Source organism: Salinicoccus hispanicus (assembly GCF_009831115.1).
Taxonomy (GTDB): Bacteria; Bacillota; Bacilli; order Staphylococcales; family Salinicoccaceae; genus Salinicoccus; species Salinicoccus hispanicus.
Genome location: NZ_WUUK01000002.1, coordinates 1 through 24,089, shown reverse-complemented (window position 1 = coordinate 24,089; position 24,089 = coordinate 1). Strand labels below are relative to the sequence as shown.

24 protein-coding genes, 6 tRNA genes and 1 rRNA gene are annotated in these 24,089 nt (G+C 45.8%); 4 read left to right on the top strand and 27 right to left on the bottom strand.

From position 1 onward, the window contains the following. Nucleotides 1-11: 11 nt before the first annotated feature. The 3 genes from GQ671_RS05040 to GQ671_RS05030 all read right to left on the bottom strand — a co-directional run bounded on the left by GQ671_RS05040 (nt 12) and on the right by GQ671_RS05030 (nt 2,873). Nucleotides 12-611 carry a response regulator transcription factor gene (locus tag GQ671_RS05040; RefSeq protein ID WP_160653656.1) on the bottom strand — a complete coding sequence of 200 codons (600 nt, stop codon included), beginning with the start codon at nt 609-611 and terminating at the stop codon, nt 12-14. A gap of 2 nt (nt 612-613) precedes the next feature. Next, nucleotides 614-1,738: a sensor histidine kinase gene (locus GQ671_RS05035; protein ID WP_160653653.1), complete on the bottom strand. Its 1,125-nt coding sequence runs from the start codon at nt 1,736-1,738 to the stop codon at nt 614-616. 112 nt (nt 1,739-1,850) lie between these two features. Then, nucleotides 1,851-2,873: a fatty acid desaturase gene (locus tag GQ671_RS05030; protein WP_160653650.1), complete on the bottom strand. Its 1,023-nt coding sequence runs from the start codon at nt 2,871-2,873 to the stop codon at nt 1,851-1,853. A gap of 225 nt (nt 2,874-3,098) precedes the next feature. Here GQ671_RS05030 and GQ671_RS05025 point away from each other — a divergent pair, with 225 nt between their 5' ends. The 3 genes from GQ671_RS05025 to GQ671_RS05015 all read left to right on the top strand — a co-directional run bounded on the left by GQ671_RS05025 (nt 3,099) and on the right by GQ671_RS05015 (nt 5,246). Further along, the gene (locus GQ671_RS05025) at nt 3,099-3,533 is read left to right on the top strand and encodes a DUF1801 domain-containing protein (RefSeq protein WP_160653647.1); all 435 of its coding nucleotides are present in this window, start codon (nt 3,099-3,101) and stop codon (nt 3,531-3,533) included. Nucleotides 3,534-3,568: 35 nt separating this feature from the next. Continuing rightward, nucleotides 3,569-4,093 (top strand): D-glycero-alpha-D-manno-heptose-1,7-bisphosphate 7-phosphatase, encoded by a 525-nt coding sequence (locus tag GQ671_RS05020; protein ID WP_160653645.1) that lies wholly within the window; start codon nt 3,569-3,571, stop codon nt 4,091-4,093. An 85-nt stretch (nt 4,094-4,178) separates the two neighbouring features. Continuing rightward, nucleotides 4,179-5,246, top strand: a complete 1,068-nt coding sequence (locus GQ671_RS05015) for an aldo/keto reductase (RefSeq protein WP_160653642.1) — start codon at nt 4,179-4,181, stop codon at nt 5,244-5,246. A 67-nt stretch (nt 5,247-5,313) separates the two neighbouring features. Here GQ671_RS05015 and aldA read toward each other — a convergent pair whose 3' ends face one another. The 16 genes from aldA to GQ671_RS04935 all read right to left on the bottom strand — a co-directional run bounded on the left by aldA (nt 5,314) and on the right by GQ671_RS04935 (nt 21,512). Next, nucleotides 5,314-6,765: an aldehyde dehydrogenase gene (gene aldA, locus GQ671_RS05010; protein ID WP_160653640.1), complete on the bottom strand. Its 1,452-nt coding sequence runs from the start codon at nt 6,763-6,765 to the stop codon at nt 5,314-5,316. Between the two features lie 86 nt (nt 6,766-6,851). Further along, complete coding sequence (locus GQ671_RS05005; protein ID WP_160653637.1) at nt 6,852-7,601, bottom strand: SDR family NAD(P)-dependent oxidoreductase; 750 nt, start codon at nt 7,599-7,601, stop codon at nt 6,852-6,854. A 119-nt stretch (nt 7,602-7,720) separates the two neighbouring features. Next, the gene (locus GQ671_RS05000; protein WP_211364887.1) at nt 7,721-7,867 is read right to left on the bottom strand and encodes a hypothetical protein; all 147 of its coding nucleotides are present in this window, start codon (nt 7,865-7,867) and stop codon (nt 7,721-7,723) included. Between the two features lie 79 nt (nt 7,868-7,946). Then, a complete protein-coding gene (locus GQ671_RS04995; protein WP_160653633.1) occupies nt 7,947-8,549 on the bottom strand; it encodes a class I SAM-dependent methyltransferase in 603 nt (200 codons plus the stop codon). A 126-nt stretch (nt 8,550-8,675) separates the two neighbouring features. Beyond that, nucleotides 8,676-10,811, bottom strand: a complete 2,136-nt coding sequence (locus GQ671_RS04990; RefSeq protein WP_160653629.1) for an ATP-dependent Clp protease ATP-binding subunit — start codon at nt 10,809-10,811, stop codon at nt 8,676-8,678. Nucleotides 10,812-11,059: 248 nt separating this feature from the next. Beyond that, a complete protein-coding gene (locus GQ671_RS04985) occupies nt 11,060-11,431 on the bottom strand; it encodes an iron chaperone (RefSeq protein WP_160653626.1) in 372 nt (123 codons plus the stop codon). Between the two features lie 131 nt (nt 11,432-11,562). After that, nucleotides 11,563-12,366, bottom strand: a complete 804-nt coding sequence (locus GQ671_RS04980) for a SurA N-terminal domain-containing protein (protein ID WP_160653623.1) — start codon at nt 12,364-12,366, stop codon at nt 11,563-11,565. Between the two features lie 115 nt (nt 12,367-12,481). Then, entirely contained in the window at nt 12,482-12,865 is a 384-nt protein-coding gene (locus GQ671_RS04975) for a winged helix-turn-helix transcriptional regulator (RefSeq protein WP_160653620.1), read from the bottom strand. 128 nt (nt 12,866-12,993) lie between these two features. Beyond that, nucleotides 12,994-13,548 (bottom strand): 6-phospho-3-hexuloisomerase, encoded by a 555-nt coding sequence (hxlB, locus tag GQ671_RS04970; RefSeq protein ID WP_160653618.1) that lies wholly within the window; start codon nt 13,546-13,548, stop codon nt 12,994-12,996. A gap of 1 nt (nt 13,549) precedes the next feature. After that, nucleotides 13,550-14,191: a 3-hexulose-6-phosphate synthase gene (hxlA, locus tag GQ671_RS04965; RefSeq protein WP_160653615.1), complete on the bottom strand. Its 642-nt coding sequence runs from the start codon at nt 14,189-14,191 to the stop codon at nt 13,550-13,552. Nucleotides 14,192-14,404: 213 nt separating this feature from the next. Next, nucleotides 14,405-15,109 carry an L-2-amino-thiazoline-4-carboxylic acid hydrolase gene (locus GQ671_RS04960; protein WP_160653612.1) on the bottom strand — a complete coding sequence of 235 codons (705 nt, stop codon included), beginning with the start codon at nt 15,107-15,109 and terminating at the stop codon, nt 14,405-14,407. A 171-nt stretch (nt 15,110-15,280) separates the two neighbouring features. Beyond that, nucleotides 15,281-17,083: a glutamine--fructose-6-phosphate transaminase (isomerizing) gene (glmS, locus tag GQ671_RS04955; protein WP_160653609.1), complete on the bottom strand. Its 1,803-nt coding sequence runs from the start codon at nt 17,081-17,083 to the stop codon at nt 15,281-15,283. Nucleotides 17,084-17,414: 331 nt separating this feature from the next. Beyond that, nucleotides 17,415-18,764 carry a phosphoglucosamine mutase gene (gene glmM / locus GQ671_RS04950; RefSeq protein WP_160653607.1) on the bottom strand — a complete coding sequence of 450 codons (1,350 nt, stop codon included), beginning with the start codon at nt 18,762-18,764 and terminating at the stop codon, nt 17,415-17,417. Between the two features lie 25 nt (nt 18,765-18,789). After that, nucleotides 18,790-19,731, bottom strand: a complete 942-nt coding sequence (locus GQ671_RS04945) for a CdaR family protein (RefSeq protein ID WP_160653604.1) — start codon at nt 19,729-19,731, stop codon at nt 18,790-18,792. Beyond that, on the bottom strand, nt 19,718-20,542 hold the full coding sequence (gene cdaA, locus GQ671_RS04940; RefSeq protein WP_160653601.1) for a diadenylate cyclase CdaA: 825 nt from the start codon (nt 20,540-20,542) through the stop codon (nt 19,718-19,720). The genes GQ671_RS04945 and cdaA overlap by 14 nt, the downstream gene beginning before the upstream one ends. 22 nt (nt 20,543-20,564) lie before the next feature. After that, entirely contained in the window at nt 20,565-21,512 is a 948-nt protein-coding gene (locus GQ671_RS04935) for a helix-turn-helix domain-containing protein (RefSeq protein ID WP_160653598.1), read from the bottom strand. A gap of 164 nt (nt 21,513-21,676) precedes the next feature. Here GQ671_RS04935 and GQ671_RS04930 point away from each other — a divergent pair, with 164 nt between their 5' ends. Continuing rightward, nucleotides 21,677-22,132: an ArsR/SmtB family transcription factor gene (locus GQ671_RS04930; protein ID WP_160653595.1), complete on the top strand. Its 456-nt coding sequence runs from the start codon at nt 21,677-21,679 to the stop codon at nt 22,130-22,132. 45 nt (nt 22,133-22,177) lie between these two features. Here the strand turns inward: GQ671_RS04930 and rocF are convergent, their stop codons facing one another. From rocF to rrf, 8 genes are all read right to left on the bottom strand, one after another. Beyond that, a complete protein-coding gene (gene rocF / locus GQ671_RS04925; RefSeq protein ID WP_160653592.1) occupies nt 22,178-23,095 on the bottom strand; it encodes an arginase in 918 nt (305 codons plus the stop codon). 133 nt (nt 23,096-23,228) lie between these two features. After that, nucleotides 23,229-23,301 (bottom strand) — tRNA-Lys (locus GQ671_RS04920). Nucleotide 23,302: 1 nt separating this feature from the next. Further along, nucleotides 23,303-23,377: transfer RNA gene (locus GQ671_RS04915), tRNA-Gln, on the bottom strand. A gap of 12 nt (nt 23,378-23,389) precedes the next feature. Then, nucleotides 23,390-23,470: transfer RNA gene (locus GQ671_RS04910), tRNA-Tyr, on the bottom strand. Between the two features lies 1 nt (nt 23,471). Beyond that, a tRNA-Val gene (locus GQ671_RS04905) sits at nt 23,472-23,547 on the bottom strand. 12 nt (nt 23,548-23,559) lie between these two features. Next, a tRNA-Glu gene (locus tag GQ671_RS04900) sits at nt 23,560-23,631 on the bottom strand. A 29-nt stretch (nt 23,632-23,660) separates the two neighbouring features. After that, nucleotides 23,661-23,735, bottom strand: a tRNA-Asn gene (locus GQ671_RS04895). Nucleotides 23,736-23,777: 42 nt separating this feature from the next. After that, nucleotides 23,778-23,892: ribosomal RNA gene (rrf, locus tag GQ671_RS04890) — 5S ribosomal RNA — on the bottom strand. Nucleotides 23,893-24,089: the final 197 nt, after the last annotated feature.

Here is a 24,089-nt window from a genome sequence, read left to right as displayed (position 1 = left end):
AAGTCGGATATCTACTTCAACCACCCTTTTTCTTCCGCTTTCGAAATAGCCTCGATACGATTATCCACATTGAGCTTATCCAGTATGATGGACACATAGTTTCTGACCGTGCCGTTGGAAAGATGCAGATCTTTGGCGATCGCTTTTGTCGTTTTTCCTTCAGCGAGGCACTGGATGATTTCTATTTCACGCACAGTCAGAGGGTTGGACGCCTCGAACGCGATATCGATCAGTTCAGGTGAATAGATGCGCCTGCCTGTCATGATCTGTCTGATCGACTGGGCCAATGTTTCACTGGAACTGTCTTTCAGAAGGTAGCCGCTCACTTCCGCCTTCTTCGCCCGCTCAAAATATCCCGGGCGGGCGAATGTCGTCAGGATGATCACCTTGCAAGGTGCTTCCTTCAGATGTTCTGCAGCCTCCAGGCCTGTCATGCCCGGCATCTCTATATCCATCAGACAGATGTCCGGCACTTCTTTTGCAACAAGATCCAGCGCTTCGGCACCATCTGCTGCCTGTCCGACGATGGTGATATCCTCTTCAAGGTCAAGCAGCGCAGCAAGTGCGCCCCTCAGAAGGTTCTGGTCTTCTGCCAGTACAATGCGAATCATCCTCATTCCTCCTCAATCTGCTTCAACACTTTCGGTACTGTAATGTTGATTTCAAATCCTTCTTTACTATTTGTGATTTGAAGTGTGCCATTAACAAAAGCCAGGCGCTCTTTCATGCCCTGGAGTCCATGTCCAGGCTGTGTCACCACCTCTTCGCCTTCTCCATTATCCATGACTTTCATCAGTATGTCCCGATTCGTATCAATCAGTTCAATGACACACAGCTGTGCCTGGCTGTGCTTCACTACATTTGTCACTGCTTCTTTCAGGCACATGCTGAGCACGTTCTCGACCAGCACCGGCATCTGTTCGAAACCTCCCTCTACAGTGATATCATAGCGGATCTGAGCCGCATCCATAAGCTTTTTAACGTGTTCCATCTCATTTTCAAGATTGACTTCCTTCATATCGCTGATCATTTCTCTGACTTCCTTCAGTGCCTGCCTTGATGTCGCCTGGATATCCTGAAGCTCATTCTTTGCCGCTTCCTGGTCCTTGTCGATCAGTTTTCTTGAAAGTTCACTTTTAAGGCCAATCATCGACAGCTTCTGACCGAGTGTGTCATGCAGATCGCGGGCAATCCTGTGCCGCTCCTCAACAATGGCAAGTTCAGCAATCTTCAGATTGGCATCCTCCAGCTGTGATTCCAAAGCCTCCTGCTTCAGACGATTATACTGGTTGATCGGCAACAATATTACACCGAGCACTGTCATGATCAGAAATGGCAGATGGACAAGCAGCAACGTATAGTTGTAGAAAAAGCCGAATGTGATGGCAGCTACAGTCGTCACCAGATGGATGACATACATCGAAATGAATCCGGCCTTACTGCTGATATTACCTATAAAGAATGCAATGAACAGTGCAAAATAGACATAGCCATACAGTACGGTCATGATGATATTAATGCAGAATTCAATGCTCAATCCAATATATATCAGTGGTCCCCGATGGTTGAAAGTCAGCCATGACACAGTAAAAAAAAGCATCGTCATGATGACGCCGAAGACAATCTCCCATAAAGAAGTCGAACGGAAGATGAAATAGAAGGGAAGGACGCAGAAAATAATCCATATATACAGACTTAGTCCTGTATTTTTTGGAAAAATATGATACCAGTCCCGCATATGCACCCGCCTCCTTTCTTTACCTTTTCCAGTTTAACAGGTTTATACCCTCATAGAAGTATGTAAATGAAAAAATCCTCCTGATGAATCAGGAGGATTTAAGTCTAATCTATCAATCCGTGCTTGCATGCTGCTTGGCATTCATTTTTGCCTTCATTTCACGGAAAGTGACGAACGTCTTTTCCTTTTCATCATAGAGGCGGAACTTGATCGATTCGAGACTTGATTTCAAAGTGATGGTTGTCGCCTGATGAAGCGGCGGCGTACTTTCGTGCGCTTTCTCCAATGAGTAGTTCGGCACTCTTGGTGCCAGGTGGTGCACATGGTGATAGCCGATACTGCCTGTCATCCACTCGAGCCACTTCGGCAATTTGTAGTAGGAGCTGCCGTCCACTGCCGCTTTGACGTAATCCCACTCTGCTTCATTCTCAAAATAGGAATCTTCAAACTGGTGCTGGACGTAGAAGAGCCAGATGCCGAGCATTCCTGCAACATAGATGATCGGCAATTGGACCATCAGAAGCACATGCCAGCCGAGAGTAAAGCCGATCAGGCAATAGATCGCAATAAGCGATACATTGATCAGGTAGGTATTCATGCGTTCCTTCTTCTTGGCACTTTGGCGGTTGAAGCGGTTGTCGTACAAGAACAGGGACAATGGTCCCAGACCGAACATGACAAGCGGGTTTCTGTACAGACGGTACTGGAGTCTTTCCCATCTGCCTGCCTGTTCGTATTCTTCGACTGTCATTACCCATATGTCACCGATGCCGCGCTTATCGAGATTGCCGCTTGTAGCATGGTGAATCGAATGCTCACGTTTCCACTTTTCGTAGGCAAAGTGTGTAATGATACCGGTCAATGTACCAAAGACTGTGTTCCACTTCTTACTTTTAAAGAAGGACTGGTGGGCACAATCGTGGAATATGATGAACGTGCGGATCATGAACCCTGCAGCACCGATGCTGAATACCAGACTGAGCCAGAATGATACGCTGAGTGACTGGTACGCCAGGAACCATAGCGCAAAAAATGGAAGAATTGTGTTGAACAGCTGGACGATACTTGCCTTCGTCTGTGATTTGGCAAATGGCATGACGTCTTTCCTGAGTTGTGCCTGTTTCTGTTTCGACATTAGGAAGAACCCCTTTTCTGAAATCTTATTGTCTTCATTTTAATCCATAATGCCTGCATGGCGTAGAAGCAAGTGTCAGTAAAAACACATGACATTTGTCATATGTTTTATCAGAATAAGGGCTACTTCATATTACGGCGGAGTGTTATTACATTAAAGTTTTCATTTTATGTTTAAATGGAAGTATCTCCGATCTGGATCCGAAAAGACAAAGGAAGTGACATGATGAATATTGATGGATACATCGAAAGCATCGATGACAGATGGAAGGCTGCTTTTTCAAACACGTGGAAAACAATTAGTCATACGTTGCCTGATGGTTTCACAACAGAAATGCAGCATGGCATACCGACATATGTCGTTCCGAAAGAAAAATACCCTGAAGGCTATCATGTGGATAATGAAGCACTACCCTTCATTGGTGTTGCCGCCCATAAAAGACATCTCGCCATCTATCATATGGGTATATATCGCAATGAACAATTGTATGAATGGTTTACAGATGAACACCCCAAGCATATGAAGACAAAGCTCGACATGGGCAAAAGCTGCATCCGTTTTTCCAATCCGGATAAGATACCTTATGAGCTGATTGGAAAGCTATCCGGAAAAATGACAGTGGATGAATGGATTGAACTGTATGAATCCCGAAAGTCCTAGAACAATAGGAAACAAGCAAAAGGAGGTATGGAAATATGCAAAGGGCAGTTTTTCTCGACCGTGATGGTGTGATCAATGAAGTCCTCTCCCATCGGGTAAGATTCGTCAATGGGCCGCGGGACCTTTTCCTTCTTGAAGGCGTACCTGAAGCAATCAGACAGTTCAATGATGCTGGATGGAAAGTCTTCATCGTCACCAATCAGGGGGGCGTGGGACTCGGCTTCCTGAGCGAAGCGGCACTGAATGACATCCACGAAGTACTCATTGGAAAACTTAAGGAATATGGGGCGCGTGTGGATGACATCGCCTACTGTCCCCACAGGCCGGGCGCCGGGTGTCCCTGCAGAAAACCGGAAGCAGGGATGCTGCTTGATCTCGCCGGGCGTCATGATATTTTACTTGAGGACAGCTATATGGCCGGAGACAGGGAACCGGATATTCTGGCGGGAAAGAATGCAGGCACACAGACCGTTTTCATCAATAGAAAGGCCAATAAAGCACTCGGTGCAGACCATCAGTTTGATACACTGCTCGCATTCTCCAACTGGCTGACCGGATGAGCGTTACGGTAACGGATGGAAGTTCTCCATGTTTATCCTGATATCTAAAGGGAATAAATTCCCAAATGAATCTAAGGAGGACATTATGGATCATATCTATCTGGGAAATTCCGGATTGAAAGTACCAAAATATATTTTGGGTACCATACCTTTCAGTGGTACAAACGGTTTTGAAGCGACAGGGAACATCGATGCAGAAGCGGCAAGACGGCACGTTGACATCAGTCTCGATGCAGGCATCAACATGTTCGACACCGCCAACCTCTATTCGAAGGGTGATGCAGAAAGAGTACTGGGTGCGGCAATCAAAGGCAGACGTGACAAACTGATGCTGACATCAAAAACAGGATTCGACCTTGGGCAGGATCCGAATGCCGTAGGTGCTTCACGCTACAATCTCGAAACAAGCATCAACCAGAGCCTTGAACGTCTCGGAACGGACTATCTTGACCTTTATTTTGTCCACCTGTGGGATGGTCGTACACCTGTCGAAGAAACGATACAGACGATGAACGACCTCGTGAAATCCGGCAAGATCCGCTACTGGGGTGTATCCAACTATAGTGGCTGGGCCCTCGCAAGAACGTATACCATGGCTGAACAGAACGGTCTCATCCCGCCGATCACCCAGCAGATCTACTACACACCGGAAGCCAGGGAGGCAGAGTATGAGCTGCTGCCTGCAGGCAGTGAGCTTGGCATCGGCAACATGATCTGGAGTCCGCTTGGCGAAGGACTGCTGAACGGCAAGATCGACCGCAATAACAAAGCGCCTTCCGGTACCCGTCAGGGAGACGGCTGGCCGGAACCATGGGTCAAGGATGAAGAGCGTCTATATGATGTGATTGATGCGCTGAAGGAAGTGGCTGATAATCGCGGTGCGAGTGTGCCGCAGATTGCTCTCGCGTGGACCAGGGATCGTCCAAATGTTGGCCCTGTAGTCATCGCAGCGAGAAATGAAGAACAGCTTCGTGAGAATATCGCATCATACGATATCAACCTGACGCAGGATGAACATGACAGAATTGAATCGGTTGCACGGCCTGAACCATTCTATCCACTCTGGCATAGAACCATGAGCAGCATGGATAAAGGATCTCCTTCAGAAATTGCCTATCTTGAAGGTTATAAGAAATCGATGGGTATTGAATAAAGATCATTAACACAAAAGAGGTGCGCGGCTCCATTCAGGAGCCGCGCACCTCTTTCATTACTACAACTTATTCCTTGTCCTTCTTGTACTGCATATATACTACCTGCGTCACGAGAAAGTCTTCCATACCATATTTGCCATCCGCACCGCCGAGACCGGACTGGCGCATACCAGCATGGTACCCTTGAACAGCTTCAAAGTTTTCCCTGTTGACGTATGTTTCACCGAATTTCATTTCGTTGACGACACGCATAGCTTCATTCAAGTCATCGGTATAGACGGATGAGGATAGACCGTAGACAGTATCATTAGCCTTTTCGATGGCTTCATCGAGCGTGCTGTAGGTCGCGATCGGAATGACCGGACCGAATATCTCATCAGTCATGACAGTTGACTCGTGCGTGACATTCGTCAGAATCGTCGGTTTGTAGAAGAACCCTTGAGCCATATCCGCGCGTCCACCACCGGTGACCACTTCTGCACCTTCGGAAATGGCCGTCTGTACCATTTCATCCACGGTATCAATACGATCCTTATTAACGAGAGGGCCCATATCCGCCTGCTTGTCCTCACGAGGATCACCCATCGTTTTGGATTCGAAAATATTCTGCAGCTTTTCAGTCAGTGCTTCTGCGACACTCTCATGTACATAGACTCTTTCAGCATTTGTGCAGGCCTGTCCATTATTGGCGAGTCTTGAAGTGGTAATCTGTTCTGCTGCAAGATCAAGGTCTGCATTCTGCGTCACTATGGCAGGTGCCTTGCCTCCAAGCTCCAGATTCACTTTTGTGATATTCTGCGCTGCCGCTTCCATCACCTTGGTTCCGGCTGCAACACTGCCAGTCATTGTTACCATATGCACTTTTTTATGAGAAGCCAGTGCATTGCCTATTTCAGACCCTGAGCCTGTGACAACGTTGTAGACACCAGCTGGAATGTCTTCCATTTCATCGATGATTTTCGTGAATGCCATTGCGGTATTTGGTGTATGCTGACTTGGTTTGATAACAATGGTACAACCCGTAACAAGTGCTGTCGCCACTTTCCTGGCCAGAATAAATACGGGGAAGTTCCATGGAATGATACCGGCAACGACACCAATCGGCTTCTTGTAGACGAGAATATTCTCATTTTCTCGATCACTCGGGACGATGTCTCCTTCGATTCTTCTTGCCCATTCGGACATATACCTGAAGTAGTCGATAGCAAGATCCACTTCACCACTGGCCAGCTCGTAGGCCTTGCCCTGCTCCTCTTGAAGCAGATCGATGAATTCGTCTCTCTGCTTCTCTATCTCATCACCCAGCTTGCGTACGATTCTGCCACGTTCTATATTGGGTGTCAGCTCCCATTTCTGCTGAACATCAGAAGCGGCCTGCACTGCCTTTTCGACATCCTCTTCAGTTCCTTTCGGCGTCCTTGAAATTACCTCTTCCGTCGCCGGATTGATGATATCGATCCAGTCATCTCCTGTAGATTCGACATACTGTCCGTTGATATATAGCTGATGATTTTGCACAGAAAAGCCTCCTAAATATATTTAGAAGGCTTTTCCCTTTTATTCCATTTATCAAACAAAGGTGGTGTGTAAAAGAATACCCCACGCTACTTGGTGTTTGTGAAACCACCATCTATACGGATAACTTCACCGTTGATATACTGTGCTTTTGAAGTCAGTAGAAACGCAACAAGCTCTGCCACTTCTTCAGGCGTACCGAGCCTTTTCTGAGGAATTCCTCCCGTCGCATTTTCTTTCATCTTGGGGTTTGCCTCATAAAATTCCTTGACCATTGGTGTCTCTGTCGGGCCAGGAGCTATCGCATTGACTCTAAGACCTTCTTGGGCGTACTCAGCTACCATACTTTTCGTCAGACCAATGATGCCGTGTTTTGTAGCTGAATAGGTGACAACGGAATCCTGGCCAATGACACCCGCACTTGAAGCGGTGTTGACGATCGACCCCCCGCCATTATTCAGCATCACCTCAGAGACGTAACGTACGCCATATAAAGCACCTAGTAGATTGATACCGACAATGTTCTCTATTTCATCAATTTCAGTATCCAGAAAGTGCTTGCCACTGCCTGATATTCCAGCATTGTTGAAAAAATAGTCGATGGTTCCGAAATGATCCACTGTCTTATCCACATACTGCTTCACTTCTGCAGGGTCTGAAACATTTGCCTTGATGAAGATTGCATCTGCTCCTGCTTCCTTCACCATCTCCACTGTTGCATTTCCACCTTCTTTATTTATATCCACAACAGCGATATTCACACCTTCTTCTGCGAGACGGACTGCAGCAGATTGACCCAATCCGCTTCCACCACCTGTAACAATACCTGTTTTAGCCATGCTATTACCTCCACATATTGAAATATTTGTACAACAGTCATATATATCTCCAAAACCTCATATTCAAACAAAGTTGGCATGTATTGCTGTCCAGATTCCAATAGATCGATACTGCTTCACTACTCGCCCTGCTCATCTCCTGGTTGTTCGGCCGTATCGTTGATTGTCTGCTGCTGATCGAACTCATCGTCATTATTATTCATTCCGCAGGCTGCCATCAATATGCCCATTACCATTGCCAGAATCAATATCCTCATTCGTTTCATGTCAAGCTCCCTTCCAATCCGTACTGTGGACTTTCTACACACAGGATTGTGATGAATTTGATTCAAATTCTAACACAGATCACGACGGATTTACCCATAATAGGTACAGACATCCAGCCAAGTATCGCTCTTCCTTCACAAGGACCAAGTCCGACTGCTGCACTATGTCTGTGATATGTCTGTTCTGATGGCAGCCGACAACTTTCAATGATAAGGAATCTGCGATCCGCTGCATCTTTGACAGAACCCGATTTGTACTCAGCCCATGCTCCATCATCAGTATCCGGCCGGCCGGTCTGCACCACTTCCTGAACTGGTTCAATACTGCTACCGGATCCTGGTAGGCACAAAATGATAGGGACGATACGATGGTATCGAAGCTGTTCTCTTCAAATTGCATCGTTTCAACATCACCCTCCAAGAATGATGAAGTGAATGCGTAATCGTTGGCTGCAGCTCTTGCCGCTTTCAGCATTTCCGGACTGAAGTCGATGCCGGTCAGTTCGATATCATCATCGTAAAAGGAATAATTCGACCCTGCACCCACTGCGACTTCGAGCACCTTTCCTCTGGCTTCCGGAAATATACGTTGCCGGTATTTCCGGGTGGAATCACTATTACGCCGCTTGTCATACCTTTTCGCCTGCCTGTCGAACTTCTTGATCAATGAACGTCCCGTCATGCCATCCCCCAATTCTGATCACTTCAGAGTATTTATTCTACTATACCCAATACTTGTGTAAAAAGTAAAATAAACAAAGAAGCCGAAGATGGATCCACTCCGTCTTCGGCTTCTCTTCGATTCATATTAAGCTGTTGCCACTACAATTTCTCCGTCTTCTACAACCACTTTTACATTGTCTACATCCTCTTCTTCAAGAAGCAGATCTGTCAGCTGATCTTCAATCTTGTCCTGGATGACTCTGCGGAGTGGTCTCGCACCAAAGCGCTTGTCATAGCCAAGTCTCGCAATTTCACTTTTTGCTTCATCAGTGATTGAAATGCTGATTTCGTTTTCCTCAACTGTATTCTGAAGATCTGCAAGCATCAAATCGACGATCTGAATGAGGTTCTCTTCGGACAATTCGTTAAAGTTGATGATTGAATCGAAACGGTTCAGGAACTCTGGCTTGAAGTATTCACTCAAGTTGTCGAGTGTAGAGACCGATTCATGCTTGTCCGGACTGAAACCGACACTGACAGTATTCACACCTGTACCGGCGTTGCTTGTCATGATGATGACGGTATCCTTGAAGCTTACAGTACGTCCATGGGAATCAGTCAGATGACCATCTTCCATGATCTGCAGGAACATGTTCTGAACATCCGGATGTGCTTTCTCAATTTCATCAAGCAACAGGATGCTGTAAGGATTGTGGCGGACTTTCTCAGTCAGCTGGCCTGCTTCCTCATGTCCAACATATCCAGGTGGTGAACCGATGATCTTGGAGACTGTATGCTTCTCCATGTACTCACTCATATCGAGTCTGATCATGGCATCACGGGAGCCGAAAAGTTCTTCTGCAAGTGCTCTGGTCAATTCCGTCTTACCGACACCCGTCGGGCCGACGAACAGAAATGAACCGATCGGGCGGTACTTGGACTTCAGACCTGCACGACTGCGGCGGATGGCTTTTGATACTTTACCGACTGCTTCTGCCTGTCCGATGACTTTATCACCCAGCTGACCTTCAAGGTCGCGCATTTTCTTCTGCTCATCCGATTGCAGTTTCGTTACAGGAATACCTGTCTTCTCTTCCACAATCAGTTGGATGTCTGTCACTTCGACATCGAGTGTCTGTTCCTTATCTTTCGCCTTCTCGAGCTGTTTTTCAAGCTGAATTTCCTGGTACTTGAGATTTGCCGCTTTTTCATAATCTTCACGTTCAGCGGCTTTATCCTTTTCTTGTGCAATTTCAGTCAGACGCTGCTGGATGGTTGTTGAATCCCCTTCTGCATTGGAAAGATTCAATCGTGATCCGACTTCATCCATCAGGTCAATCGCCTTGTCCGGCAGGAAACGATCCTGTATATAGCGGTCCGACAGGGTAACGAACGCATGGATGGCTTCATCACTATAGCGTACTTCATGGAACTTCTCATAACGATCCTTGATGCCTTGCAGAATCAACTCGGACTCTTCCAGCGTCGGCTCTTTCACGACGATCGGCTGAAGACGGCGTTCCAGTGCTGCGTCTTTTTCAATCTGACGATATTCTTTCAGCGTCGTCGCACCAATGATCTGTACTTCACCTCGTGCCAAAGCAGGCTTAAGGATATTGCCAGCATCCATCTGTGAACCTTCAGAGCTTCCTGCACCGACAAGCTGGTGGATTTCATCGATGAAGAGAATGACGTCTTCCCGTGCCTGAAGTTCTGCGATCAGTTGCTTCAAGCGTTCTTCGAACTGACCACGCATTGTTGTATTTGCTACGAGAGATGCGACATCGAGCACGTAGATTTCCTTGTTGGTCAGTTTGGCCGGTACAGCACCTTCCACAATCTTGAGTGCCAATCCTTCAGCAATCGCTGTCTTACCGACACCCGGCTCACCAATCAATACCGGATTGTTCTTGTTTCTTCTGTTCAATGTCTCGATGACACGTTTGATTTCCTTATCACGACCGATGACCGGGTCGATATCGCCACCTCTGGCTTCATCAGAAACGTTCTTGCCAAGCTGATCGAGCAGTCCATTTTTCCCGTTGCTCTGCTTCTGTCTCGTCTTAGTTCCCGTCTGGCTGGCTCCATTTCCCTGGAAATATTTATTGTTATCATTATTATTTTCAAAAGGAGATCCGGAGAAGAAATCATTGTCACCCATCATCTGGCTTCTGATTTCATGGAAACATTCATTACACAAATGCACTTCGGTCTGCTGGTTATTGATGTTCATTGCCAGATTGACATGTGCATCATTAATACCGCAATTTTGACATTTCATGTATTATTCCTCCTTGGTTCATATAAAGTAAATCATTAAATTAGTTTGACTAAATTTGACTATAGTAAGATTATAAGACTATCCAATTATTGTTTCAACAAAGATGCTCACGTCTATATGATAATTTATTCAAATATATAGTCTTAATTCTGACTAAATTTGACTATAATAATATTATATATTGACCTTATTTGACTTTCAAGTTTTCGGCTCATAAAAAAGAAGCCTTTCGGCTCCTGTCCAATATGCTATTTTCTCCAGAATGTCGTGCAGTCTGCTTTGTCTTCAATGTTGAATCCTATCAGTTTTTCGAGCAGCCCATAATCGACAGGTTTATCCCAAGGCACCCGGATGATGTTTTCCGTATAGTCATACCCTGCCGCTTCGATATCGCCTTTGTGATGATTGATGCCTGCTGTTTCCGGTGCAATCGTAAAATGCTTCTTCGATACACTGAATGCAATAATGAATGTCCCATGTTCTGTAAACATCGGCTGGTTCCATTTGATGACTGTACCAAGTCCGGGATAGCTCTGCTGAATCCACATCAGCACTTCTTCCAGCTTCTCTCTGTGCTCCATATCATCCATCTTATCAAGAAATTCCTGGAATAATACCATACCCATTCCCCCTTTGACTGATCTAATCAACTTTATTATAAACGATTCGAAAATTTATATCTAATTTCTCTTTATTATTCGTAAACAAAAAATCCTTCCCGGTCGTGCTTCACCCGGAAAGGATCGTCGTACTATAGGTTGATTGTAACGTCGGCATTATCACGAAGTTCTGAAGCGTAATTCTGTGTCGCTTCGCTTTCCTTCTGCTGCATGATATGCGATTCAAGATCTGGCTTCAGCTCTTCAAATGCAGGAAGTTCCTGCTCCGAACCAGCATCTTCCTGCTGCTGCACTGTATCATCGTAAAGAGTCTGAAGCTCTTCCTCAGTCACTTCGATGTCTCCTGTTTCTTCAGCAATCAACTGATCCTGACTCAATCCAGCCTGAAGTTGTGCTCTCGCTTCTTCTTCTGTCAGTCCCTGCTCTTCCAAGGCGGTGAAGAGAGCTTCTCTGGATTCGAGACCATTCTGTTCAACAAGATCATCTATTGCTACGTCGATTTCTTCATCAGTTGCCTCGATGCCACGATCCTCTGCTTCCTGTCTGAGCAGTTCCTGGCTGACTAGTCCTTCAGCAACCTGTTGTTTCAGCTGATCCTGATCAAGTTCTTGACCTGACATCTGGGCCTGCATGGCAATCTGCTGGAACTGTGCCGTATAAGTCTGTTCAAACTCTTCTTTAGTAATCTCTTCACCATTCACTTCAGCGACAACATCCGGAACATCTTCAAGAGCCGGTTCAGGCATCTCCATCTGCTGCTCCGCACCTTCTTCAGTGCCATCCTCCGTTGTTGCAGCTTCCTCACTGTTATCTGACGCCACTTCTTCCTGCGTTTGTGCTTCCTCATTTGTATTCTCTGCTGACTCATCTCCACCACATGCAGTCATTACTACTGCGAATGTACCGAGTGATAGACCCAATAACCATTTCTTCATTTATGAAAATCTCCTTCCAATGCATATTGTCAGTCATTTTATCATACACTGCCGCAATATACATTCATAAAGGGTAGGATAGGTGAAATCGTTCTTTTTCAGTCACATTTTACGTTCAACCATTTGATTCATGGCTACTCCGTACACGCTGAGGCTCCACACTTTCATCAAGGTTATTCTTGATGTAGTCCTTTCCCCATTCATACATCGAATCGAGTATGGGGATCAGCGTCTTACCCTGTTCAGTAAGAGAATATTCGACTTTTGGTGGGACTACCGGATAGACTTCCCGGTGGACAATCAGATGATCCTCGAGTTCGCGCAACTGGTTGACAAGCATCCTCTGGGTAATGCCTGGCATCAATCTCTTCAATTCTCCAAAACGTTTAGTCCCTTCTTTTCCTAGATGCCATAGCACCAGCATCTTCCACTTGCCACCGATAATGGAGAGTGTCAGTTCTTTTTCACAGTTGAAGACTTTATCATTCAAATTCGGCATCTACGCTTCATCCTTTCCTGATATGTATAGAAGTCATGATATATCTTTATGTACAGTAAAATCCAGCAATCTGATCAATCAGAAAAACCTGAACCATTACACCAGGTCCAGGTTTTCCACCATTCGTTCTATTCCAGATTTGCATGCCGACCGTACATTCCATCGGACTTCAATCCTTTTTTATCCATGAGGTTTAGTATCATGGCATCGTAGAAGAGCAGAAGGGATTGTTCAAATAGAGATCCCATGGGCTGAATCGATCTGCCGCTATCACCATCGGCTTTTGCCTGTGCCGGTATTTCCACCGTAATATCGGCCATTTCGCCGATGGTGGACTCAGGGTTTATGGTAACAGCAACTATCGTCGCTCCAATTTTCTTCGCTTTCCTGGTCATGGATACAAGACTCTCCGTTTCACCTGAACCGGAACCGACGATGAAGGTATCACCCGGCTCGAGATTCGGTGTCACCGTCTCTCCCACCACATAGGCATCGAGACCCGTATGCATCAGGCGCATGACAAACGCTTTGGCCATGAAGCCCGAACGGCCACCGCCTGCAACAAGTATCTTATTGGCCTGCAGTATACCGTCCACCGTCTGTTCAGCACTCTTATCATCCATACGTGAAAGTGTATTTTTCAGCTCACTTAATATTTCCTCTGTGAAGCCTCTGTTCGTCATCTTACGAAGTCACACTTTCTTTGATCAGCTTTTTGATTTCTGCTGCTTCCGCACCTTTGTCTTCTTTACTCGTAATACCGCCACCCACGATGATGAGGTCCGGCTGTGCTTCGATCACTTCCGGCAGTGTCTCCAGTTTGATGCCGCCTGCGATTGCTGTATGTGCATTTTTTACGACACTTTTGATTGTGCGCAGATCTTCGAACGAATCTTTGCCTTCAGCCTGAAGATCGTATCCTGTGTGGACACAGATATAATCTGCACCAAGCACGTCAAGCTCCGCCGCACGTGTCTTGATGTCCTTTACAGCAATCATGTCTACAAGGATCTTCTTACCTTGCTTCTTCGCTTCTTCAACTGCACCTCTGATTGAGGAATCCTCAGCCTGGGCAAGAATGGTAACGATATCTGCACCAGCAGCAGAAGCGTTGGATACTTCATATGCCGCAGCGTCCATGATTTTGACATCCGCGAGTACTTCCAGGTTAGGGAATGCAGATTTGACTTCCTCTACTGCTTTCAGACCCTCTTTGTTGATGACAGGTGTACCGAGTTCGACGATATCGATATGCGTCTCTACTTCTTTGATCAATTCAATTGCTTGTGGGATGTCTACTAGATCCAATGCCAGTTGCAGTTTCATATATATTTCTCCTTTGGGTGTTGATTTGATGTACACCCAGTGTATGCCTTGAAATCATTAATGTGAAGTACGCACTTTAAACGCACATAGTGATAAAAAGTATACCATGAGTCGTGGCGGGCTTTCACAGTGTTGATGTCATTTAGATTCTATGGGATACAATTTGACAACTTGGAAAATATATCATCAAAAAACCAGCAAATCATCTGCTGGTTATTTTTCCTCATTCATCTTGAAGTGGAAATGGCACTGTCCTTCACGCAAGACGAATTCATCATGGACTACTTCGAAGTTCTTGTTGTAGCCTTTGGCCAATGATGGGTCAATCATCTGGCAGTAGAGGATGCCATATTCACCTGTACCGTCATCTGCCCATTGCTGACCAAGTGGGCAATAGGTGAATGTCTGTTCAAATTCACCGTTGCCAGGCACCGTGTCCACTTCGAACAGTTCGCTTCTTGCCATATCGTAGTTGTTCAGATAGTTTTCAGGCGTATTCTCAAGACCGTTGGTACGCGCACGCTGCGCGATGCCCTGTCCGCGCTTCTTGCCGAAACGTTCGACAGCACGTCTTACAACATCTTCACCCGGCTCACCATACTTGTCGACAATCTGTTTCGAGATCTGGGCGAACATCTTGGAAAACCGTGCAAACGCCGTCAGTTCCGCATACTTCTCTTCGCCGCCGACGACTTGCGGAAGGTATTCGTAGATGAAGTGGTTCTCACCTTCCGCAGTCGCTTTCTTCGCCAATACTTCCCCATCTTTCAGACCAAATGCCCGAAGACCATCTCCGACAAGCCTGCGGCCTTCTTCTTCGCCATACTCTTCTATAGAAGAAAGATGAAGCTCGTTGAACATCTTGGCGGTGATCATGTCCATCGACAGCGCCTTCATCATCAAATTTTCCTGGCTCATTCTTCATGTCTCCTTATGCAATCTTATTGTCCATATATTATAAGGCAAAATGACACCATAAACCATTGAACTGTTTGTGATATTTCTCAATTTATTAAATATACAAAACACCCCTATGAATAAATTATACATAGGGGTGGAAATCTTTGACTTTTTATAGAGTTCTTTCGCCTATTCCACCGTAACCGACTTAGCCAGGTTTCTCGGCTTGTCGACATCGTTGCCACGGTGCAGTGCTGCGAAGTACGCAATGAACTGGTACACGACGACGGATACGAGTGGTGTAAGCATCTCGTGAACGTGTGGAATGACGTATGTGTCGCCTTCCTGGTCGAGTCCTTCCATGGATACCATGCATACTTTAGCGCCGCGTGCTGCGACTTCCTGTGCGTTTCCACGGATGTTAAGGTTGATCTTCTCCTGTGTCGCCAGTGCGAAGACGGGTGTGTTTTCTTCAATCAGTGCAATGGTACCGTGCTTGAGTTCCCCGCCGGCGAATCCTTCTGCCTGGATATAGGAGATCTCTTTAAGCTTCAGTGCACCTTCGAGTCCGACATAGTAGTCCATTGCCCTGCCGATGAAGAAAGCGTTTCTTGTTGTTTCAAGGTATTCGTTGACAATCTGCTCGATTACCGGCGCATCATCAATGATGGCTGTAATGGCTGTCGTCACTTTCGCCAGTTCCTGCATGAGGTTGATCTCAATGTCTCTACCGGATTCTCTTGCTGCAACCTGCGCCAGAATGGACAGAACTGCAATCTGTGCCGTATATGCTTTTGTGGAAGCGACCGCAATTTCAGGGCCTGCATGCAGGATCAGTGTCTGGTCCGCTTCTCTTGACAGTGTAGATCCTGGGACATTTGTCACTGTCAGTGACTTGTGACCACGTTTCTTGATCTCAACCAATACAGCACGGCTGTCTGCTGTTTCTCCGGACTGTGAAATGAAAATGAACATTGGCTTCTCGGATAATAGCGGCGTGTTGTAGACAAATTCTGAAGCGACGTGCACTTCTGTCGGTACACCTGCCCATTTCTCGAAGAATTCCTTGCCAATCAGTCCTGCATGGTAGCTTGTACCTGCAGCGATGACATAGAGTCTGTCCGAGTCTTTAAGCTGATCGATGATTGCTGGATCAATCTTCAAGTTCTCATCTTCATCCTGATATTCCTGGATGATTTTTCTCATCGCAGCTGGCTGATCATTTATTTCTTTGAGCATATAGTGCTCGTATGTGCCTTTTTCAGTATCGCTTTCGTCGATTTCAGCGATATAGGATTCTCTTTCAATCTCGCGGCCTGTTTTATCTTTGATGATGATTTCATCTGCTTTAAGCAGGACAACTTCCCCGTCCATCAGTTCTACGAATTCATTTGTTTGCTGGAGCATTGCCATGGCATCTGAAGTGATGACATTGAAACCATTGCCTCTACCGAGAAGTAGCGGAGATTTATTTTTGGCAGCATAGATGACATCGTTCTCTTCCTCATCCATCAGACCGATGGCGTAGGAACCGTGCAGTATTTCCAATGTCTTGTTGAAAGCTTCTTCTGTAGACATACCCTGCTGGGCAAAGCTTGAAATGATCTCTACAACGATTTCAGTATCCGTGCTGGAAACAAGGTCCACATTCGGAATGTAATCTCTTTTCAGCTGTTCATAGTTCTCGATGACACCATTATGAACGAGTGTGAAGCGTCCGTCTGCACTCCGATGCGGGTGGGCGTTCTTCACATTCGGTACGCCATGTGTTGCCCATCTTGTATGGCCGATGCCCACTGTCGCATCGAAATCCATATCGACTTTTGCACGGAGATCCTTGATTCTGCCTTTTTCCTTGAAAACTTCCACTTCTTCATCATTTCTGACTGCAATACCTGCAGAGTCATAGCCGCGGTACTCCATCTTCTCGAGACCATAAAGCAGTATTTCCTTAACATCCTGACTTCCGATATATCCAACGATTCCGCACATTTAAAAAACGTCCTTTCGGCTTTTGAATTTTGTATATGATCACCGCTCTGTCCCATTGGTCACCCAAGAGTTTTAACAGTTGATCTCACGAATACTTCAGTATCCGGGACAGTATCCGCCGATAATCGATGACTGTCCTCCTCGTCAGCAAGTAAAACTTGCCCAGGCGCTATTCCGATTTATTGAAATACCCGTTCCTCCTTTATTTCTCACCATAAACATTGTAATTTAAATATGTATATACTGCAATACATATATGTAATACACATACATTTCAGGCAGTAATTAAATAAAAAAATCCTTCAGATTTATAATCTGAAGGATCGGCATTCTATTCGAGTCCCATTTCCGTCTGGACAACGTCGGCGATGAGATTGCTGTATTTGACAGCCAGTTCTTCTGTTTCCGCTTCTACCATGACACGGACAAGCGGTTCAGTGCCGGAGGCTCTGACGAGCACACGGCCGTTTCCATCCATCTCAGCTTCCACTTCATCGATCTTCTTCGCAACCACTTCGTTATTCACAACATTGTATTTGTCGGATACACGGATATTGACAAGTTCCTGAGGGAACGTCTCAACTTGTCCTGCAAGTTCTCCAAGCGTCTTTCCAGTAGACTTGACGATGGCAGCGAGATGCAGGCCTGTCAGGAGGCCGTCTCCAGTCGTATTGTAGTCCATCATGATGATATGGCCTGACTGCTCGCCACCGAGGCTGTAGCCGCCTGATTTCATCTCTTCGACCACATAGCGGTCACCTACTTTAGTCTTATCGCTCTTCAGTCCATGCGCCTCAAGCGCCTTGTAGAAACCGAGGTTGCTCATGATTGTAGAGACGACCATATCATCTTTCAGCTCACCTTCGGACTTCATATGCTGTGCCAGGATGAACATGATCTTGTCGCCATCGACAATATTGCCCTTCTCATCCACTGCGATGATTCTGTCGCCATCGCCATCGAAAGCAAAACCAAAATCACAGGATTCTTCCTTGACCAGGTCAACGAGCTTTTCAGGATGTGTGGAACCGAAACCGGCATTGATGTTCGTTCCGTCCGGACTGCACCCAATAGTCACTGTATCCGCTTCTAGATCCCCAAATAGATAAGGTGCAAGGGAATAGGTGGAGCCATGGGCACCATCAAGTGCAATCTTCATATCTTCGAAGTCCTCATCCACAGTAGACTTGAGGTAGCTGACATATTTCTGACCACCTTCATAGTAGTCGGATTTGTGTCCGAGATCGACACCTGTCGGCCTTGGCAATGTATCCTCATCCATATCGAGGAGTTTTTCAATTTCCGCTTCCTGATCATCTGTCAGTTTGAAGCCGTCGGAACCGAAAAATTTGATGCCATTGTCTCCAACCGGGTTATGGGAAGCAGAAATCATGACACCTGCATCTGCATCCATTTCCTTCGTCAGATAGGCTACACCCGGTGTAGAAATCATACCGAGCCGCATGACTTCCGCTCCGATGGAAAGCAGTCCTGCAACAAGTGCAGACTCGAGCATTTCCCCTGAAATACGTGTGTCCCGTCCAACCAGGACAGTTCTATTGTCACTTTTCTGACCCGCCAGTACATAACCGCCAAATCTACCCAGCTTGAATGCCAGTTCCGGAGTCAATTCTGTATTTGCGACCCCTCTTACTCCATCTGTACCAAAATATTTACCCATGACGTTCTCCTTTTTTCTGCATGTTTTATCCATTATCCTGTTCAATCTCTATATCTGCCTGTAGGACCGCCGGTTCTGTTCTGTCCACACCTTCAGGCATATCAATCGCAACATCCTGTATTGTCGAACTCTTCATATCGGATACATCTACTTCAACGTTGATCTCATCGATGCCCGATAGTACTTCTTCTGTACCGAAAACTTCAATGGTATCGTAGTTGAGTGCTACATTACTCAATGCGTAGCCGTCAGCAACGTCGCCAGTCATTTCATAGCTTACAGGCACTTCCTTACTGCGTTCCTCAACGTTGATCTCCACGCGTACATGCGTCGGATCGATACCGACATCAAGCTTGTTGAATTGGGTGTCAAAAGCGCTGACTTCCGCTTCGTCCACCCTGTCCTGCGTAATTCTCGAGTTGTCCTCCAGAGTTGCGCGTACATACTGTATGCGGTTCATTTCACTTTCTCCACCCATTACAGTAACAGTTTCAGGCTCGATCTGTACAGACTCGAGGGTATGATTCGGGCCGACCCGGCTCTCACTGACTTCAGCCTGGACCTCGAATGTACGGGTCACCAGTTCCTGGATGTTCACATTCGCAGTCTCCGGAATGACCTCGGCCGTTACATTTTCAGGAAGGCCCTCCACTGTGAAATGCTCTTCATACTCACCAAGATTCCGATTCCGCAGATCAAGAACAACACTCATATCTCTTGTCGTCTGAAGCCGCTTCACATTCGATGTATTCCCATAAAGCTGTACGTTCACCTGCTCTGGAGCACCGGAAACATACTGGTTCTCCTCATCATAGAGAATTTCTACAGGGAGTCCCTCGATCACTTCGGTCTCAGCTACATTCTGGTCGGAATAGAGCAGGTCGTCAAATACGTCATTTGCCGACAGGAACATGAACAGGGCGAGAAGCAGCGCAACAAATCTCAATCCCCATTTACTTTCTAGCAAATAAACCGCCTCCTTCCTTCAAAGGTGGGAGTATGTTCCAGTGTGTCTGGAGCAGATTGTCCAGTTCCTCGAGGGTGATTTCTTTTGTCAGCTTGCTGTCGTAGGTTACGGATATGTTACCCGTCTCCTCTGAAACGACTACAGTAAAAGCATCAGTCACTTCCGATACACCCACAGCCGCACGATGCCGTGTTCCGAGATTCTTTGCAATCTTACTGCTGTCGGATAGTGGCAGATAGCTTGCGGCTGTCGCAATCTTGTTGCCCTGGATGATCATCGCACCATCATGCAGCGGCGTATTGGGTATGAATATATTGATCAGCAACTCCGATGTGATATTTCCGCCTATCGGTATGCCGGTTTCTATATAGTCCTTCAACCCTGTCTCCTTTTCAAAGACAATCAGTGCACCGATACGCCGTTTTGCCATGTACCGTATAGACTTGATCATGGCTTCCCTCAGCTTATCCTTCTCTGTTGTAGAGCTGCTACTTCCATTTGTACGGAACAGGCTGCCGCGTCCCAGCTGCTCCAGTGCACGCCTCACTTCGGGCTGGAAGATGACGATGATCGCCAGAAAGCCCCATTCCAGAACTGTATCGAACATCTGGGTCGTTGTCGTCAGATCGAAGAAGTTACTGATTGACCGGCCGATAAGAATCAGGAAAATCCCTTTTATCAGCTGAATGGCTTTCGTTCCCTTCATCACTCTGATCAGAAGATACACCACATACCATACAATCAGCAGATCGACAATGCTCGAGATTACGGTTGCCGTATTGACACTTTCAAAAAAATTGTCTGTCTGCATAATGCGTCCCTCACTTAATCATTCATATAAAACCCATTCTCTCTTCCAATTCCTTATGGATATCGTAAAATATCTCATCTTGGCTGAGAGTCTCAAAATTGAAATCAATATTTCTAAATTCTTCCTCTGCTGCTTTTATACTGCCATTCTTATACTTCGCATAGCAGTTCAGAAGCCTGGCCATGGCATCCTGTGACTTCGAAGTCCAAGAATCCAGCTCATTGAACTTCTTCAGCATGGCAAGGTTCTTGCCTTCAAGCAGAAGAAGCGCATCGCGACGATAGTCGATATGCAGTATTTTCGATTGTTTTCTAATACGCGCTGAAAATCGGGACGAGGTGAAGTATTCGCCACACTTCTGATAGCACTCCGCGACTTCAAACATTATTCTGATGACACTAAGATCGAGATCGGAAAACCTGAGAATGGTATATAACGTATCCTCAAGAAGATCAAGTGATGCTTCATATGCGTCCTCATCATTCAATAATCCAACCTTAAGTATAACTGCATCGATATACGACTGGTTGATTGAAACCGTCGATAGAAGTTCCAATGCACGATTCACATGGAACTTCAGCTTGCGCCTGTCTCCTGAATGCATGAAGTATTTAGCATACAGCAGATGAATTCTTCCACTGTCAGGCCCCGGAATCTGTTCTACAGTTTCGTATTCCTTTTCTATGAAATAATGAAGGGAGGTGTAGTCTTCCTGTTCAATCTTCTGTTCATAATATGCGATTTCCCTAAGAATCTCTACATCATTATAACGGAAATGGGAGACCTCCTGCATGAAATCATTCACTGAACAATCGAGTCTTTCACTCAGTTTGATCAGTACATTGGTAGAAGGATGTACGCTCCCCTTTTCGATGAGGCTGAGATAAGTTCTTGAAATGATGCCGTCTGCCAGTTCTTCTTGGGTTAGATTATTATTATTGCGTATTTCTTTAATCCGCTGTCCGATCATAAAGGTGCCCCTTTCACTGTCTTAACAGTTCCATCATACCAAATAGAAAAATATGCAACAAATGTTACAAGTGTTATAGAGCGCACAAAACCATTGTTTATTTAATTGACATCGCATTTACAGTTAATCATACTATAAATATACATTATAAGGGGTGTTTCTCCGTGAAAAAACTACTCGTAATCGATAACTTGGCTCAATTGAAAAGTGTGAGTGACCCTTTCAGGATCCAACTGCTTACCATGCTCGCCGAAAAGCCTAAAACCGGACAGATGCTCGCGGACGAACTGGATATTCCACGGGCCAAAATCCACTACCACCTGAACGAGCTGCTTAAGAATGAAATCATCCATGTAGTGAAAACCGAGGAGAAGAACAGTATCATTCAGAAGTTCTATGAACCGGTAGCACGGAAGGTCGTCCCGAACATCGATCTTCTGAAATACAGTCCTGGCGAAAAGAAAAAAGACAGTATGTCTTATAATCTTCATATGAAAGAGGATGAGCTTAAGCAGTTCAAAAAAGAATTAAGGAATTTTGTTAAAGACAGTTCCGAAAAGAAGAATTCCAAAAATACCAAAGACTATAAAGTTCAGATTCTGCCCATAGGGGAAGAATAGGACATAAAATATAAACAGCATCTCAATTGAGATGCTGTTTATATTTTAAAGCTGCTTTTTGCCGAAAAGACATGCTGCAATCTCCACTGCCTTCTCTGCTGTCATATTTTTATCATCAAGAAGTGGGTTCACTTCCACCAGATCCATCGAGGTAATTCGTCCCGACTCATTCAATATCTGCATCGCAAGCTGTGTTTCAGATAGTGACAGTCCACCAGCGACAGGTGTCCCTGTTCCTGGCGTTTCCAATGGGTCCAAGCCATCTACATCGAGAGAAAGGTGGATACCATCACATTTATCAGAAAGATGCTCCATAGCCTCCTGCATGACAGCTTTGATCCCTTTCATCCTGATATCCATCATCGTGAAAGTCAGGATACCATTTTCTTTAATATAGGCCTTTTCACCTTCATCCAGATCACGCATCCCGATAAGGACAACATTTTCAGGTCTGACCTTCTGTCCCTCCTGGTAAAGATCAACCAGAGCCTGATCTCCAAAACCACAAGATATGCCAAGTGGCATTCCATGGATGTTTCCTGTCGGGGATGTTCTGCTATCGTTCAGATCACCATGGGCATCATACCAGATGACTCCCAGGTTATCGTAGTGCTTTCTTAATCCGGCAAGAGAACCGATTGCGAGAGAATGATCTCCCCCCAGTATCAATGGAAAACCACCGTTTACCACTGAACCATCCACTTCCGCAGCAAGTGCTGTATTAAAGCGTTTAACAGCACCGTAGTTCAACAGATTATCATCTCTCAAATCTGTCTCCTGACCTGCTTCTATATCGAAGTCGCCTCTGATATTGCCCCTATCAACTACAGACATCCCCAAGCCTTTCAACTTCTGTACAATACCAGCATACCTTATAGCATCAGGACCAAGATCCACCCCTAGCCGAGGCTGGCCAAATGCAGTCGCAGCCCCTATTATATGTATATTTTGATTCTGATTCATAAAAATCCCCCTTGTTGTAAGCGCTTATATATTCCATAGTATACAACATTGGATTTTTATGCAATTAAATAAAGAGTGATGTATAAAACAAAGAAATAAAAAAAGACATCCTCCTATTGGAAGATGTCGTTAGTGAGCCATAGAGGATTCGAACCTCTGACCCTCTGATTAAAAGTCAGATGCTCTACCAACTGAGCTAATGGCTCGTGGCTGGGCTAGCAGGATTCGAACCTGCGCATGATGGTACCAAAAACCATTGCCTTACCGCTTGGCGATAGCCCAATATTAAAAAAATGGAGGGGGGCAGATTCGAACTGCCGAACCCGAAGGAGCGGATTTACAGTCCGCCGCGTTTAGCCACTTCGCTACCCCTCCGTGGTGGAGAATGACGGGTTCGAACCGCCGACCCTCTGCTTGTAAGGCAGATGCTCTCCCAGCTGAGCTAATTCTCCATTCAAATCAAATGACCCGTACGGGACTCGAACCCGTGTTACCGCCGTGAAAGGGCGGTGTCTTAACCGCTTGACCAACGGGCCATGCTATTATATGTATTTAAACAAAAAAATGGCTCCACAGGTAGGATTCGAACCTACGACCGATCGGTTAACAGCCGATAGCTCTACCACTGAGCTACTGTGGAATAAAACTGTAATAAAAAATAACTGTAATAAAAAAAGATACTGCCCGGCGGCGTCCTACTCTCACGGGACGTCAGTCCAACTACCATCGGCGCTGGAGAGCTTAACTGCTGTGTTCGGCATGGGAACAGGTGGGGCCTCTCCGCCATCGCCACCGGACAATATGGTGCATTACCCGAAAGTAATCACATTTGGATGTTCGACGGGTGTCGAACGAGTGTATGTACACTCAAAACCGGATAGAAACAATGCGCTGCGCAGAAAACCAAACACGGTTTTCATTATTATTGAATAAGTCATCGATCGATTAGTATTCGTCCGCTGAATGTGTCGCCACACTTGCACGCCGAACCTAT

Excerpts from the sequence above, each read along its gene's own strand:
- GQ671_RS05025 (WP_160653647.1), top strand. The coding sequence starts at position 3,099 with ATGAATATTGATGGATACATCGAAAGCATCGATGACAGATGGAAGGCT.
- rocF (WP_160653592.1), bottom strand. The coding sequence starts at position 23,095 with ATGAATCAGAATCAAAATATACATATAATAGGGGCTGCGACTGCATTT.
- GQ671_RS05030 (WP_160653650.1), bottom strand. The coding sequence starts at position 2,873 with ATGTCGAAACAGAAACAGGCACAACTCAGGAAAGACGTCATGCCATTT.
- GQ671_RS04975 (WP_160653620.1), bottom strand. The coding sequence starts at position 12,865 with ATGCCGAATTTGAATGATAAAGTCTTCAACTGTGAAAAAGAACTGACA.
- GQ671_RS05005 (WP_160653637.1), bottom strand. The coding sequence starts at position 7,601 with ATGGCTAAAACAGGTATTGTTACAGGTGGTGGAAGCGGATTGGGTCAA.
- glmS (WP_160653609.1), bottom strand. The coding sequence starts at position 17,083 with ATGTGCGGAATCGTTGGATATATCGGAAGTCAGGATGTTAAGGAAATA.
- cdaA (WP_160653601.1), bottom strand. The coding sequence starts at position 20,542 with ATGCAGACAGACAATTTTTTTGAAAGTGTCAATACGGCAACCGTAATC.
- GQ671_RS04995 (WP_160653633.1), bottom strand. The coding sequence starts at position 8,549 with ATGACGGGACGTTCATTGATCAAGAAGTTCGACAGGCAGGCGAAAAGG.
- GQ671_RS05040 (WP_160653656.1), bottom strand. The coding sequence starts at position 611 with ATGATTCGCATTGTACTGGCAGAAGACCAGAACCTTCTGAGGGGCGCA.
- hxlA (WP_160653615.1), bottom strand. The coding sequence starts at position 14,191 with ATGAAACTGCAACTGGCATTGGATCTAGTAGACATCCCACAAGCAATT.
- GQ671_RS04935 (WP_160653598.1), bottom strand. The coding sequence starts at position 21,512 with ATGATCGGACAGCGGATTAAAGAAATACGCAATAATAATAATCTAACC.
- GQ671_RS04985 (WP_160653626.1), bottom strand. The coding sequence starts at position 11,431 with ATGGTATTATTCCAGGAATTTCTTGATAAGATGGATGATATGGAGCAC.
- GQ671_RS05015 (WP_160653642.1), top strand. The coding sequence starts at position 4,179 with ATGGATCATATCTATCTGGGAAATTCCGGATTGAAAGTACCAAAATAT.
- GQ671_RS04990 (WP_160653629.1), bottom strand. The coding sequence starts at position 10,811 with ATGAAATGTCAAAATTGCGGTATTAATGATGCACATGTCAATCTGGCA.
- GQ671_RS04960 (WP_160653612.1), bottom strand. The coding sequence starts at position 15,109 with ATGAGCCAGGAAAATTTGATGATGAAGGCGCTGTCGATGGACATGATC.
- GQ671_RS05035 (WP_160653653.1), bottom strand. The coding sequence starts at position 1,738 with ATGCGGGACTGGTATCATATTTTTCCAAAAAATACAGGACTAAGTCTG.
- GQ671_RS05000 (WP_211364887.1), bottom strand. The coding sequence starts at position 7,867 with ATGAAACGAATGAGGATATTGATTCTGGCAATGGTAATGGGCATATTG.
- hxlB (WP_160653618.1), bottom strand. The coding sequence starts at position 13,548 with ATGACGAACAGAGGCTTCACAGAGGAAATATTAAGTGAGCTGAAAAAT.
- glmM (WP_160653607.1), bottom strand. The coding sequence starts at position 18,764 with ATGGGTAAATATTTTGGTACAGATGGAGTAAGAGGGGTCGCAAATACA.
- GQ671_RS05020 (WP_160653645.1), top strand. The coding sequence starts at position 3,569 with ATGCAAAGGGCAGTTTTTCTCGACCGTGATGGTGTGATCAATGAAGTC.
- GQ671_RS04980 (WP_160653623.1), bottom strand. The coding sequence starts at position 12,366 with ATGAAGAAATGGTTATTGGGTCTATCACTCGGTACATTCGCAGTAGTA.